Source organism: Bifidobacterium gallicum DSM 20093 = LMG 11596 (genome assembly GCF_000741205.1).
GTDB classification, from domain to species: Bacteria; Actinomycetota; Actinomycetes; order Actinomycetales; family Bifidobacteriaceae; genus Bifidobacterium; species Bifidobacterium gallicum.
Map to the genome: position 1 here is coordinate 190,351 of NZ_JGYW01000002.1, position 14,097 is coordinate 204,447.

General features: G+C 56.6%; 11 protein-coding genes. 3 read left to right on the top strand and 8 right to left on the bottom strand.

Annotated elements, in window-relative coordinates:
* Nucleotides 1–62 precede the first annotated feature (62 nt).
* A complete protein-coding gene (locus tag BGLCM_RS01615; protein WP_006295177.1) occupies nucleotides 63–866 on the bottom strand; it encodes a C40 family peptidase in 804 nt (267 codons plus the stop codon).
* 244 nt (nucleotides 867–1,110) lie between these two features.
* Nucleotides 1,111–2,100, bottom strand: a complete 990-nt coding sequence (locus BGLCM_RS01620) for a CHAP domain-containing protein (protein ID WP_044084487.1) — start codon at nucleotides 2,098–2,100, stop codon at nucleotides 1,111–1,113.
* A 1,013-nt stretch (nucleotides 2,101–3,113) separates the two neighbouring features.
* On the opposite strand from BGLCM_RS01620, the gene serC reads away from it, so the two are divergent.
* Nucleotides 3,114–4,253 carry a phosphoserine transaminase gene (gene serC, locus BGLCM_RS01625; protein ID WP_006295182.1) on the top strand — a complete coding sequence of 380 codons (1,140 nt, stop codon included), beginning with the start codon at nucleotides 3,114–3,116 and terminating at the stop codon, nucleotides 4,251–4,253.
* 757 nt (nucleotides 4,254–5,010) lie between these two features.
* Here the strand turns inward: serC and BGLCM_RS01630 are convergent.
* Nucleotides 5,011–6,561, bottom strand: coding sequence for a type I phosphomannose isomerase catalytic subunit (locus tag BGLCM_RS01630; RefSeq protein ID WP_006295184.1), 1,551 nt, complete (start codon nucleotides 6,559–6,561; stop codon nucleotides 5,011–5,013).
* Between the two features lie 151 nt (nucleotides 6,562–6,712).
* Here BGLCM_RS01630 and BGLCM_RS01635 point away from each other — a divergent pair, with 151 nt between their 5' ends.
* On the top strand, nucleotides 6,713–6,973 hold the full coding sequence (locus tag BGLCM_RS01635) for a DUF2530 domain-containing protein (protein ID WP_044084488.1): 261 nt from the start codon (nucleotides 6,713–6,715) through the stop codon (nucleotides 6,971–6,973).
* Nucleotides 6,974–7,027: 54 nt separating this feature from the next.
* Here BGLCM_RS01635 and BGLCM_RS01640 read toward each other — a convergent pair whose 3' ends face one another.
* Nucleotides 7,028–8,335, bottom strand: coding sequence for a sensor histidine kinase (locus BGLCM_RS01640; RefSeq protein WP_006295189.1), 1,308 nt, complete (start codon nucleotides 8,333–8,335; stop codon nucleotides 7,028–7,030).
* 579 nt (nucleotides 8,336–8,914) lie between these two features.
* Here BGLCM_RS01640 and phoU point away from each other — a divergent pair.
* Nucleotides 8,915–9,595 carry a phosphate signaling complex protein PhoU gene (gene phoU, locus BGLCM_RS01645; RefSeq protein WP_006295191.1) on the top strand — a complete coding sequence of 227 codons (681 nt, stop codon included), beginning with the start codon at nucleotides 8,915–8,917 and terminating at the stop codon, nucleotides 9,593–9,595.
* Between the two features lie 141 nt (nucleotides 9,596–9,736).
* Here the strand turns inward: phoU and BGLCM_RS01650 are convergent, their stop codons facing one another.
* The 4 genes from BGLCM_RS01650 to BGLCM_RS01665 form a co-directional block, all read right to left on the bottom strand.
* Entirely contained in the window at nucleotides 9,737–10,726 is a 990-nt protein-coding gene (locus tag BGLCM_RS01650) for a zinc-binding dehydrogenase (protein WP_006295193.1), read from the bottom strand.
* 531 nt (nucleotides 10,727–11,257) lie between these two features.
* Nucleotides 11,258–12,001, bottom strand: a complete 744-nt coding sequence (locus BGLCM_RS01655) for a phosphoglyceromutase (RefSeq protein ID WP_044084489.1) — start codon at nucleotides 11,999–12,001, stop codon at nucleotides 11,258–11,260.
* A gap of 147 nt (nucleotides 12,002–12,148) precedes the next feature.
* Nucleotides 12,149–13,108 (bottom strand): 1,4-dihydroxy-2-naphthoate octaprenyltransferase, encoded by a 960-nt coding sequence (menA, locus tag BGLCM_RS01660; RefSeq protein WP_006295195.1) that lies wholly within the window; start codon nucleotides 13,106–13,108, stop codon nucleotides 12,149–12,151.
* Nucleotides 13,095–13,937, bottom strand: coding sequence for a hypothetical protein (locus BGLCM_RS01665; protein WP_006295196.1), 843 nt, complete (start codon nucleotides 13,935–13,937; stop codon nucleotides 13,095–13,097). The genes menA and BGLCM_RS01665 overlap by 14 nt, the downstream gene beginning before the upstream one ends.
* Nucleotides 13,938–14,097 lie beyond the last annotated feature (160 nt).

The window sequence follows — 14,097 nt, forward strand, 5'->3', positions numbered from 1 at the left end:
GCACAGAAAAACCTGTGCAGCAGCCTCAATAATAGCTCACGGCTTACCGGGGCTGGTATGCATCACAGCACGCGACGAATGGCAAAGCCTCCATTGAACACGGCAGTGCTGGTTACCTGAGTGCCTTGCGCAGGATTCAGCGCGTTAATCACCATGCCGTTGCCGATATAAATAGCCGCATGGCTACCGTTGGCAATAATATCGCCCGGTTGAGCCTGAGCCAGGCTCGGCACAGCGGTGCCGACGCCCATCTGGGCACCCGAGGAATGCGGCAGGCTCACACCAAATTGGCTATACACCCACATCACAAAGCCGGAGCAATCCCAGCCTGCAGGAGTGGTGCCACCATAGACATACGGGGCGCCTTGGTACTGCATGGCCAAGCTCGCCACAGCAGCACCGTTACCACTGGTAGGAACAGCCGGAGCGGCTACGGCAGCCGGAGCTGGTTCAGCGGCAGGAGCCTGCTGAGTTTGCTCGGGTTGCTGGTTCAGCGATTCACGGGCCTGTGCGCGAGAAGCCGCGGCAGCAGCCTCTTCCTGGGCCTTGCGTTCCGCTTCAGCCTGAGCAGCAGCTGCGGCTGCAGCAGCCTCAGCTTCCTTCTCGGCCGTGGACTTGGTTTGAGGCACGTCGAGCTTTTCCACGCCACCCCAGTTTGAATCTTCATCAACACTGGTGGAGGAAGCCTCAACGTACAGATTCTTCTTGACGGTGTTTACCTTGGGGAACGAACGTGCCGAGGTAATCATTGACTCGGCATCATTTGCAGAGTCACTGGCAAATGCCGCAGGAACCGCTGCCGACGAAAGCGTCAGCGCAGCTGCACAAGCGGCAATCAGGGCAGAAAAACGTTTCTTGGTATTCATCAGTGCACCACCATACCACGGACCTGTATCAAGGGGGTGGTCATCTTCTCATTTCACCCCGGTCCGAATGACATCGACACGTCAGTTGTCGAGTTTGCAATTACGTTCCCTTAGCGCCCGTCATATCGGAGACGGTACGGGGTCCGCAGCGTCAGTTTCGTTGATTTTTCTTGTATTTCCGACGATGCGACATGGCCCGAATACCCTCGCAGGCACCACCACGGGTGCCTGCGCGTTTTCGAGATCAGTAGTGAATGTAAGAGAATTGTGCAGCTTCTTCGGCTGTGAACGTACGGTCGGAAATCACGCCAAGTCCCTTGACGTTCGATTCAGAAATCTTGATCGATCCGTCCTTATGCACTTCTTCCACCACAGCCACATGACCGTAGTATCCCGAAGCTCCAGCTTGTCCTGGTCCGAATACGACCACATCGCCCTGTGCACGAGGCGTGCTGTCCACCCAATAGCCAAGAGCCTTGGCGGAGCTGCTCCACATGCGGGCATCACCAAAACCGGATCCGGTAGGCAGACCCAGCTGTGCACGACGCGTATACGCCCACCACGTGCATTGTCCGTAAGGATAGGAACGCGACGGGGTGTTGCCTGTCTCATGGTTCGGATTGAAGCCTTCCGGCAGCACGTCACGGTCTTGGTCCATGCGCTGGGCGACCACAGGATTGTTGGCCTGCGACTTGGAAAGATTGTCAAGCTCGGTCACTTCGTTGGACGAGCCAAGATTCCAATCAGCATTGTCTCCCTCGTCAGATGCTGAAGCGGATGGCACCGTGGAACTCAATGATTCACGGAATTCCGAACGAGACGCGGCATCAGAGCCGATACGTGTGATTTGTGTTGTGGTGGTCGGATCATCGGCCAAAGGAAGCTGGTTGGCACGATTGGCGTTCGTCAACGCCAACGCGGTAGCCGCAGTGCCGACCAGTGCGGCAAGGGCCGTGGACGACAGCATCACGGTACGACGCTGGTTCGCCTTGGCCTGCAAGCGCAGGGCACGACGCGTCATCGGCGCAACTTCATTGAGTTTGGCGGCAAGAGCCACATTTACTTCGGGCAATACCGCTGCAACCATTGAGTCAGCGGCTTCCGGGCGCGCCACATGGCGTCCGGTTTTGGTTGGCCGCGCCACATGCATAGCTTTGGCGGAATGCGCTCCATGCGTCCCAGATCGGCTGATAGCGGCAGAACCACGACGGGCTTTGCTTGCTGCATGCCTCATAAAGAACTACTACTCCTCAAACGACAATAAAAACCGTAATCCACACCTCACTAACTCGCCTGGTTCTCGAGGTGCACGACCACTAGCTGAACACACTACCCCATCGCCTTGAACGTGCCAACATCACAACGCCACATTCACAGACATCTCACACACCTGTGTTCGACCCTCCACACATCCCAATACCATGGAAATAACGGCATTCCCCCATGCTTTTCTCAGGTTGGCTACGCTATTGCCGAACGTATCTTACGCATCCATCACACTTCGGCGTGTCACATGCCATCACCCCCCACCACAAAAATCATCATTCTCCTCTCCCCGCACGTAAGCCAGTTACGTTACGTGCGGGGAAGAAGAGGACAAGAAACCAGCGGAGAACTCAACGACGAAAAACGAACTCAACCTCCCTCTTTCCTTCCCGCACGTAAGCCAGTTACGTTACGTGCGGGCGGATAGCGCCCTTCCCCTGCCTGGAAACTCGCCAAATCCCCATCCCTCCCCGCACGTAAGGCAATTGCATTACGTGCGGACAGACACCAGCCCTCTCTATTCCCCTATCCCAGCAATTCCAGCAATCACCTTCCCTCCCGCACGTAAGCCAGTTACGTTACGTGCGGGAGGGGAGCTGGCAATAAGAAGGCCAAGAGGCAGAAACGAAAATAAGATCAGCCCATCCCTTCCCTACCGCCCCGCACGTAAGCCAGTTGCGTTACGTGCGGATAGACGGGGGTATGTTCTCGAAAAATAGAGAGACGACTCCATAGCGGCACACGTGCAGCGACCACCCACCTCTATATATTCACCCCTTATATAAAGGAGTTCTCAACTAGATATACGGCTGAATTTCAGCCGCCCCATCGCCCCAGAACCAACTCACCGCACACCCTGCGACCAGATGGAGTTCTTGAATCAAGAAAATTGCGCCTTCAACTTTTCTTGTTGAAGCACGGCAATAACACCATTTTGGTCAACGTCACGCAATGATAACGGATCCTGACTAAGGTGAGAGCATGTCCAATATTCAGATTCCGCAATCCATGCTCCCTGAAGACGGCCGTTTCGGCTCGGGCCCCACGAAGATTCGTGAGGCGCAAATGCAAGCGCTTAATGACGCCTTCCCGAGCGTCATCGGCACGTCTCATCGCCAAAGTCCCGTGAAACTCATCGTCGCGTCACTGCGTGAAGGCCTGCCTCAGTTCTTCTCACTGCCCGACGGATACGAAATCGCGCTTGGTAACGGCGGAGCTTCAGCGTTCTGGGAAATTGCCTGCGCCAATCTCATCTCGCGCAAGGCAGCGTGCGGTGTCTACGGCTCGTTCACCAAGAAGTTCGCAAAGTCGATCGAGACCGCACCATTTTTGGAGAAGCCGGCTATTTTCGAGTGCGAACCAGGCGACTACCGCTTGCCTGAGTTCACCGAATATGCCGACAGCTATTGCTGGGCACACAACGAAACGTCAACAGGCGTCGCGGCTCCCGTCCAACGCGTGGAGGGTAGCGAGCGCCAGAATGCGTTGACAATCATCGACGCCACGAGCGGCGCCGGCGCGTTGCCGATTGACATTTCCCAGACGGACGCCTACTACTTCTCCCCTCAGAAAGCGTTTGGCGCCGAGGGAGGCCTGTGGGTTTCAGTGCTGTCACCGGCTGCGATTGAGCGCGCCTACCATATTGAGGAAAGCGCAAGTCTTCCGGGAGCCGCGCGCTGGATTCCCCCATTCCTGTCGCTGACTTCAGCGCTGGAGAACTCACGCAAGAACCAGACGCTGAACACGCCTGCTTTGGCCACGCTTATTCTCATGGACAACCAGGTCAAGTATCTCAATGAGCAGGGCGGCTTGCAGTGGGCGACGGAACGGTGCAAGCGTAGCGCTTCGATTCTGTATCGTTGGGCTGAGCAGAGCGAGTATGCAAGTCCGTTTGTCACGAATCCTGAGGCTCGGTCGAACGCTGTGGTCACTGTTGATTTGGATGAATCCGTTTCCGACAACGCTGTGCTCGCCGCTCTGCGCGACAACGGCATTGTGGATGTCAACAGCTACCGCAAGTTGGGTCGTAACCAGTTGCGTATCGGCGTGTTCCCGTCCGTCGAACCGTCCGACGTGCGCGCGCTGACCGAGTGCATTGATTACGTTGTTGAGCATCTGTAAAGTGACGCTGTTCTGTAGCCGGCGCAGTGCGGTTGTGTGAACCGCTAGCTTAACAGCTGGAATGCAATCGACAAAGGCCGTGGGTTCATATAACCTGCGGCCTTTGTCATGCCCAGTACCGTCACCGGCCTCCCGCACAACTCTCGCCCCCATCCTCCCTTCCTCCCGCACGTAAGCTAGTTGCGTTACGTGCGGTCAAGAGGAGGGCAAGTCAGTGAAGTCCCCCAAACCACACCGCCCCCTTCTCTCTTCCCTTCCCGCACGTAAGACAGTTACGTTACGTGCGGGAAGATGAGAATGATTATCACTGTGATACTTCCCGCAGGATCCCCTCCCCGTTTCCCCGCACGTAACGTAACTGGCTTACGTGCGGGAGAGAAAATCGTTGAGGACAAGTGAGAACGATTCTCATCCTCTTTTCTGTCAACTCGAAGCCCCCTTGTCCCGCACGTAACGCAATTGCCTTACGTGCGGAAAGATGAGAATGATTATCACCGTGATACTCCCAGTAGGTTGCCTACCCCGCTTCCCCGCACGTAACGTAACTGGCTTACGTGCGGGAGGAAAAGAGGGGGGAACGGGAATTCAGACGGTGGAGAGTAAACGGGGTGAATAAATAGATATAGATAATATGGACACAACCAATACGAACCACGAACAATCAGATCCAGGCAGCGGTGCTGATTATCCATACGCAGCGTTGATTCAGCCAAATGAGATAGCGGTGACGCGCGGTGGTTGCGGAGCCAACGTCTGATCAGAATGGCGTGGACGCGATGACATATGAACCGGTGGAGCTTGCCGAGCCGTCGGTGACGGGATTGACAGCCGCCCAGCCATCGCTTGCGGGAACGAAGACGGCTTGACCACGATGAAGCACACGGGACTCGCGTTCCGTGTCGCATCGCACAGCGCCTTTGGTGCATACCACTATGCGCGGTCCCAGATGTGGTAGACGTGTGTGTCCTCCGACCTGCTGAATCAACGCATCATACCGTTTTGCCAAGGAGTCCATGACAGGCCATGAGGTGTGGGCCGCATCGACATGGCCATAAATGAGCATGAATTCGTTGACGCCAGGCCGGTACAACACCATGTCACGCGTCAACAGTCGTCCTATTCTCGTGTCGGACGGATCAATCGGGGATGCGGGCTTGCAATCCAAACAGTTCAACAGATGTGGCACATCCTTGTGTTTCACTGTCAATCCTGCGCGCAATACGTTGTCGGAGTTGGTCATGATTTCCGCGCCAGTGCCATGAATGTATGCGTGAGGCGTGCCCGTGGGAATGAATACGCTCTCGCCTTCCTGCAAACTCACGGGATTCATCATCAGCAACGCCAATGCGCTCACATCCCCAGGGAATGCTTGCGCGGCGCGTATGGCGTAGTCAAAAGCCAGGCGTTGCTTGGCATTGGATGCGTGGCCACGGGCTTGGCGGAGCGCATCGAGCAGCATGGCATCATGTTCTGCAGGCGCAGTGATGGCGGCATGAAACGCCCGGAAAATCCGCTTGGTACCAAGGTGCCAGACTGCCGACGCCACTGGCATCAACACGTCGGCATCACGGAAATCAAAGAAAGAAGCGGTGCTTGAGCTCGACGCGCCGCGAGAATCCCCACCTGATTCGGCAGGGTTGCCTGTCGCCAGATGCCGCTGCTGCGGAAGTGACTTGTCTGACCGAGACGAGGAAGCAGCCTGCAGGAACCTCTCCTTCTTCAGCGAGGGCTCCAACACGTCAAAACCGGCATGCCCAGCGTTATCCGACTGCAGTGCCGCCACCATGCGGACGGCCACAGGATGCTCGACCAACGTAAGATTGCGCAGTGCAGTGGCACGCGGCGCAAACCCGACCACTGCCTCAAACGGCTCGAGCGCCACGACCATCTCATTTTTTGCGTTCGTGTCTTTGAACGAACGCGTCGGATCTGTCAGCGCAATGCCTTTGGCATTCTCTTCGTTGAAACCGGCGCGCGCCTCGAAATCAACGGGATGAACCTGCAAGGACAACGGTTCATTGGCCGAAATGATTTTGAACAAGTACGGCAGCACGGGACCGAATTCATCCGATGAACGTCGCCCAACCATGCCGAGCGGATTACCGACGATGGCATCGGGCACTGTCAGAAACGACTGGTGCTCAGTTTCGGCAGGCAATTCAAGTACGGACGCCGAACCGCTGTGACCGCTGAACCACATTTCAGCCACCGGCCCTTGCCCTTCCTGCTCACTCATATTGAACAGTTGTTGCAATCGGTCCGGGGAGCCCCAAGCGTACCGTTTGGGCACGGGATGAATCACATACATCCTTGTGGCTCCTTTCCATATCGCATTTCCATGCCATGCGTAATGTCATTAGCCTACCGGAAAACTCCAAAACGCACGCATGCCGACCCGATTCATCCGCAATACTGCGCCGTCAGCGAGCGCGGGAATACCCCCGGCTATGGTGGTTGTCATGAAATTCGCACCACTCTATGATCCCAACGCGCGTAAGGAGAGCCCCAAACCCGTCCAGGTCGACTTGCGGAAAGTCTTTGGTATTGGTTTAGCGTTATGGATTATTGCTTTTGTAGTGGTACTCGTGATGATGGCCATGGGTCAACCCCATATGCATAATGCTTTCGTCATCACGCTTTCCGGTGTGATTATTGGCATTTGTCTGCTGATTTGGGAATTTTTTGACCGCTCCGATTACCGTCGACTCGGCGCGGACTGACACCGCTGGTCAATATTTCTCATCAACACTTCGCTACTTCGCAGCAATATCAACTCACGCCAGCGGTAGCAACAAGGTAAAGGTGCTGCCCTGCCCCGGTCTGCTCCACACGCCGACGCTGCCATGATGCGTCAATGCCACATGCTTGACAATCGCAAGTCCCAAGCCCACACCGTCATCATTGCGCCCATTATGCTCGGCACCGCGGTAGAACCGCTCAAAAATACGCGACTGGTCTTTGAGTGGAATGCCACTGCCGCGGTCGACGACTCGCACGGAGGCTTCACGGCCATCTCGCGTGCGCGATACTATCACATTGACCACGCCTCCTTGCGGCGAATACTCCATGGCGTTTTCCACCAGTTTCGTAATTGCCGACCGCAACTGGCCGGACTCACCATGCACTTGTACGGCATCGCGCACGCTGACTTGCACATCAACCTCCAGCTCCTGCGCCATAGGCTGCAACGTAGCCACAGTTTGCTGCACTTCAGCGCCCAAATCGATCAGGTTGGCGCTTGAAGGTTTCACAGGTTCCTGCGCTTTGATCAACAGCAGCAAATCGGAGACCATATGATCCACATGATTGCTGGAAATACGTACACGCCGCGCATCTTGGGCCAGTTGGTCCCGACTGGTTTCCCCACGTTCCAGCGAATCCGCGAGCGCACGTAATTCTTGGCCCGGTTTGAGCAATTGCTCGCTGACATTGACAATAAAATCGTCGCGCACTTGGTTGAACCGTATTTGCTCGCTCACGTCTTCAATAAGGATCACCACGAATTGCGCATCGATCCGTCCGATACGCACTTTGAGCCAATTGGGCCGGCTCACTTCACTGCCGACCGCATCCTCGGAGTCGGATGGGTCAGCCGTAACGGTGCCGCCCGCGGCATCCAATGCTTGCTGATGGGCGAATGTTTGCTCAAATAGGCTGGCGGTTTGCGTGGTGACATCCAACAGCATTCTCCCGCCCGTTTCACGCACTTGTTTCACAGCTTGGGCAATGTGCGGCTCCACAACCGCATCGTTCGCGACAATACCCAACCGGTAGGCTTCCGGATTCGAGCGAATCACTTCGCCATCCTCGTCCACTACAATCGCCGCCGCTGGCAATAACGTCAACAGTGAGGCGAGGGCTGCGTCGATATCATCGTCGTCATCGTCGCTATCCCGGGAATCATCATGACGAAACGTGCGCCACCAGTCACCGACCCGTTCACGCACCGGCACACCGCCCGAGGCACGCTCCAGCAGCGGCGCCAACAGACCGTACGCCAGCACGCACAGGCCGAGCAGGGCGGCGATGCCCAGCAGCACAAACGCCACAAAGATGAACGTCGATCCGTCAAGATGTTGCATGTGCCCATTCTTTCACACCCAGTCCCAGTTTTTCAGCCCACCGACATACCACACCTCCTCCCCCTCTCGTTCTTTACTCCCCGCACGTAAGCCAGTTGCGTTACGTGCGGAATGGAACGCGAGCCGCCTCTCCACCTCCCCGCACGTAAGCCAGTTACGTTACGTGCGGAATGGAACGCGAGCCGCCTCTCCACCTCCCCGCACGTAAGCCAGTTGCATTACGTGCGGGGAGGAACGGGAGCGCAAAGATACGACCGCGAGGACAGCAGGGATAGAGAGGCAGCGATATAAGGAGACCCAAAGCGGCAAAGAGAACAGAAGTTCTCGAATTACGCCCCCGCAACAGCATCCCTCAAGATCCGCTAATCATCGCACCGACGCGACGAAACATGAATGATTGGCGAATTCTCCGCTGAATTCTCCCCTAACGCGGCACGTGCGAAACGTCATCCTCTAGACTGTGAAGAGAATACAGACAACGTTTGCTCGCGTCAACCAACCGAAAGCGCCGAACAGCCAGGCTCTTTCGGCAACAATCATTGACGTCATCGTAGAGAAATCGTATGGAGGAGGCAGCCGATGCGCGTGCTGTTTAACGAAGAGCTCAAGGCCGTGGCCGACGATCTGGATCACCTGGTCCGCAATGTGCGCGACGCCATCCATGATGCCGGCCGGGCACTGCTACAGCAGGATTTGGACGTCGCCCAGCAGGTCATCGACATGGACGTCGAGACTGATACACTATCCGCTTCCGTCGTCGACCAGTGCGTTCGGTTGTTGGCTCGCCAAAATCCCGTGGCCACCGACCTTCGTGTCATCGTCGCCACACTGCGTTTGGCTATCACATTCGAACGCATGGGAGATTTGGCCCGTCATATCGCCGAGGCGGCGCGCCGCACCTATCCGCAATCCCCACTTCCCGCCGCCGCGCAGCCGTTATTCGCCAAAATGCAGGATTTTCTGGACATTACAGCCGACCGTCTCGTCATCATGCTGGCCGATCGCGACACGGAAGTCGCCGAGCAGATCATCCGCGACGACGACCAGCTCGACAACATCCACAAGCAGACATTCGAACTCGCGCTCGCCGAGGATTGGGAGGGCACACGCCAACAGGTTGTTGACATTGTGTTGATCGGCCGGTTCATGGAGCGTCTCGGCGACCACGCCGTTTCGGCTTCGCGCCGTGTGGTTTATATCGTGTCCGGTTTCGATCCGAGCAAGGAGCCGTCGCGCGATGAGGGCACCGACATCGACTGAACCACGCTCTGCGCACAGCTTTGTTATCTGCCGCAATTTTCAGAAATAAAGAAACAAGAAAGTGGGTCACTCCTTCAGCGAGTGGCCCACTTTCTTGTTATCTATTTCCGTTACTGCAACAGATTGCAGCACAACCGGCAATCACTGTGCGATACTGACAACGAGTTTGCCAATGTTCTCATGATTCTTCAACATGCGCAGCCCATCAATCAAACGGTCGAACGGCAGAATCTCGCCGAGCAGAGGATCGACTTTGCCGTCGGAGACAAGCTCGAGCACCTCAGCGTTCATGCGACCCAAATCGCGCTTCTGTTCCGGATTTCCTGACTCGTGAGCCCCACCCAAATTGACCACAGCCATTGAGAAAGCGTTTGCAAACATTCGATTGGAATCTACTGGCGGCACACCCACAATGGTGACAAGCTGACCGTTGTAAGCCAACATGTCGAAATCGCTCTCAGCCTCAGCTCCACTAACCGGATCAATGATGAGATCCACGCCATGACCGTCAGTAAATTCCTCCACTTCTTGCGCAACATTTTGCGTCTTGTAATCAATAATAAGATCCGCACCCGTGCGTGACGTGAAATCAACCTTGCCCGTCGAACAAGTCGTGGCCACACGCAAGCCGTGCAGTTTGGCGAACTGAACAGCCAAGGATCCCACAGAACCCGAACCAGCCTGGACGAGCACCGTATGCACGTTGTTCAGGTTCGGCTTGCGGTTGATTGTTTGATACGCCGTCAACGCGCCGCACAACATGGCAGCCGCCTGCTCATACGACACATTCTCCGGAATCTGGGCCAGTTCATAAGTCGGCACACTTACATATTCAGCAAAGCAGCCATTTTTCGTCAGATTCAGATGGCCCGACACGCGCATGCCCGTCGACCAATCCGTGACCCCCTCACCAAGCTCGACAATCTCGCCGGCCATATCAAGGCCGAGCACATGCGGATACGCCCACGAGGAATTGCCCCCCTCCACGAGCTTGTAATCCACAGGATTGAGCCCCGTCGCATGCACTTTGACCAGCACTTCCCCCACAGCCAGCCGCGGCTTGTCCAGTTCGACAAGCTTGACCTGATCAAGTGAATCAACAGTAGCGTTTTCAACAACATACGCTTTCATGTTCCACTTCTTTCATTGGTGAAGAATAGAAAAACAAAAGTTGCTACCCACGATAACGGCTTCACTGCCGGGTTCCGTTGACGGCATACCCAGGAATATTTCCGTTCGCCCTCCCTCGCCGCCCGCGCTATTGTCTCCTCTCATCCCGCACGTAAGCCAGTTGCGTTACGTGCGGAAAGAGCGGGAAGGCCCTGCTTCAGATTCCCGCACGTAAGCCAGTTACGTTACGTGCGGAAGAGTCCGAGATGGGTACCACTCCCCTCCCGCACGTAAGGCAATTGCGTTACGTGCGGGACAGGACGCGATTGATGCCTCTCATCTCCCGCACGTAAGCCAGTTACGTTACGTGTGGAATACAACCGAAAGCGAGTCACCCCTTCCCCGCACGTAACGCAACTAGCTTACGTGCGGGAGGAAAAAATAAAGGAACCCACCAGGGAGGTGGGTTCCTTCAGCGTTGATCACTCAAGTGAGTTGGCCACTCAAGTGATGGGTGACCTAAGCCAGCAGTCAGCAGTCAATCACTGAGATTCACTTGGACTGGCCCTGGGCTGCGACAGCGGCAGCGCCGGCGGCGGCAGCCTCAGGATCGAGGTACTCGCCACCCTTCTTGATCGGCTTCATATCATCATCAAGCTCGTACACGAGCGGCATGGCCGTCGGGATGTTGACCTTGGCGATCTCTTCTTCACTCAGGCCGTCGAGCATCTTGACGATGGCGCGCAACGAGTTGCCGTGAGCGGCAATCATCACGGTCTTGCCGGACTTGAGTTCCGGCACAATTTCAGCTTCCCAGTAGGGGGTCACGCGAGCGACAACGTCGGCCAGGCACTCGGCTTCCGGCACCGGATCGCCCGCGTAACGCGGATCGTTGTTCTGGGCGTACTGGTCGTTCGGATCGATCTCCGGCGGCGGCGTGCCGTAGGAGCGGCGCCACAGCATGAACTTCTCATCGCCGTATTCCTCGCGGATTTCAGTCTTGTTCTTGCCCTGCAGAGCGCCGTAGTGACGCTCGTTGAGACGCCAATCGCGCTTCACGGGGATCCACAGACGGTCAGCTTCATCAAGAGCGATGTTGGCCGTGTTGATGGAGCGGCGCAGCAGCGACGTGAAAACGATGTCTGGCAAGACATCCTTTTCCTTGAGCAGGCGGCCGCCGTTCTTGGCTTCCTCAACGCCCTTCTCGGTCAGCGGGACGTCGACCCAGCCAGTGAACTGGTTTGTTTTATTCCATGCGCTCTGACCATGTCGGAGCAGAATCAATTTATACGTCATGGCTCCACAGTCTACCGTCACGGCCGCACAAACCTTGCGAAACATGCGGCAACCACTCATGTTGCGTCCGTTATGCGATGTTTATATTTCCGCATAACGCGCACATGGCATGCTCAGATTCCATTACGCGCACCCCACTGCGACGGTTCACAGCACAATGCATGAAAGACATACGTACGTGGCTGCAAACACCAAACTCATGCCTGAGCACATCATCAACGCACGGCCAAAGCGGCCATGCACGACTTGCCGAGTGACAATCGCAGCCATGGCTACCGTACCCACTGTGCCAACGCAGGCTCCTATTGCCAATGGCATGCCGTACGGTATCACTTCAATCGAGCGCACTGCGTCAATCCAAGGAATAATCAGCAACAGCACGTACACCGCCAGCATCGTGCACAACGCCACAGCGCCACGTTCAGTGCCAAACATGACCATCCAGGTACGTTTGCCACTGCTCGTGTCGGATTGCACATCACGCAAATTGTTGACCGACAGCACAGCCATCGAGTTCAACCCCATGGCCACCGCCCCGACCACGCCAAACTGGGATATTGCCCCACACATGGCATACTGCGTACCAAGCACCGCGACCGGGCCAAAAAACAGGAATGCAGCAGGCTCACCCCAGCCCATGTACCCATAAGGATGACGACCGCCCACATACCACCATGCGGCTGCGATTGACAGCACACCAATCGCGAGCAACACCCACCGTTGGGTAAGCGCGATGACGCCCAGACCGCATAAACACGCCAATGCCACCGACACCAACGCCGCCGCCAACACTTGGCGTGCCGGCACACCGGATGCCACAAGCCGTGCAGGAGCGTTGGCATCACGATGCTCATCCGTGCCACGGATGCCATCCGAGTAATCATTCATGTAATTGGCCGCAATCTGGAGGAATACAGCGACGCCCAGACACAGAAGAAATACCCAAACCATGCTGCGCCACGCCACCAGAACGCTGTCTGGCACATTGTTGAACAGCAGCACGCGCCCCTGCCAGTTGACTGCGCAACCCGCACCAGTCACCACGGCGGCAACTGATAACGGTAACGTGCGCAAGCGCGCGCCACGCACAATATCAGTGGGTGCCATATGGATGCGATACTCCAGCTGCACCATCGGCAGGATTGCCACCAGGCTGCATTGCAGAAGGCGCCGGCATAGGCATGGCTGAACCGGGAGCAGCAGCGGGTGCAGCCGGAGCCGGCTGCGCAGATGGCGGTGCCGGGAACGCTGGCGGAGCTGACATGGCTTGAGGTGGCATAGCGGGAGCAGGGCCTGGCCCACCCGGCTGTACCGGCGCAGCCAGCGGCGACGCCACCGGTGATACACCAGCAGGAGCGGATGGTCGGGAGACCGGAGTTGCCTGTTTACCACGCTTCATCTGCGCCAAGAACTGCATAATGCCGCTAAATAAAGGAACGACTGCCGCAGGAATCAAGAGCCAGGCACCAATGCCACGGCCGCTGTTGCCGACCGTGGGCAACGCCAGCATCAGTATGACCGACAGCGTCAGCACTGCGGAAACCACAAGGTTGCCGAAAGCCTGCTTGGCAGCTGAGGCGAGTACCGCCGCACCAATTGCCATAAGCAACAGCATGTATCCCATAACGCTTTGAATCAGCGTCACATTCACGCTGAGGTATGCCGCACTCAAGAAAGGCAGGCATACGGCAACCAGCATGATCAGCACGCCGAGATAGGAAATCAGCGAATTGTAGGTGATCCGAATCGCCTTGTTCTCCACGAACGGTGTTTCCATCACGTCCACAAATGTTTTCCGCTGTGCACCAGGTGCAGCGGCCGTGGCGGCCATGGGCGGCTGAGCGGCCCGGTACTGTTGTGCCGGCGCAGGATTAGGCTGCGGCGGAAACTGCGGCTGCTGCATAGGCGCGCCAGGCTGGGGATTCGGGTTCATCATCGTCCTCTCTGAGCGTCCATGGGGTGTCATCAATCATTGATTAACGTCCGGTGATGCTTCATTCCCTACCCAAACATATGCGGTGACACTTCGTCAACACAGACACCCCGCATTAGGATACCAATTCGGGCGTGTCGCGCATTTGTGGTTGCCGCAGCTT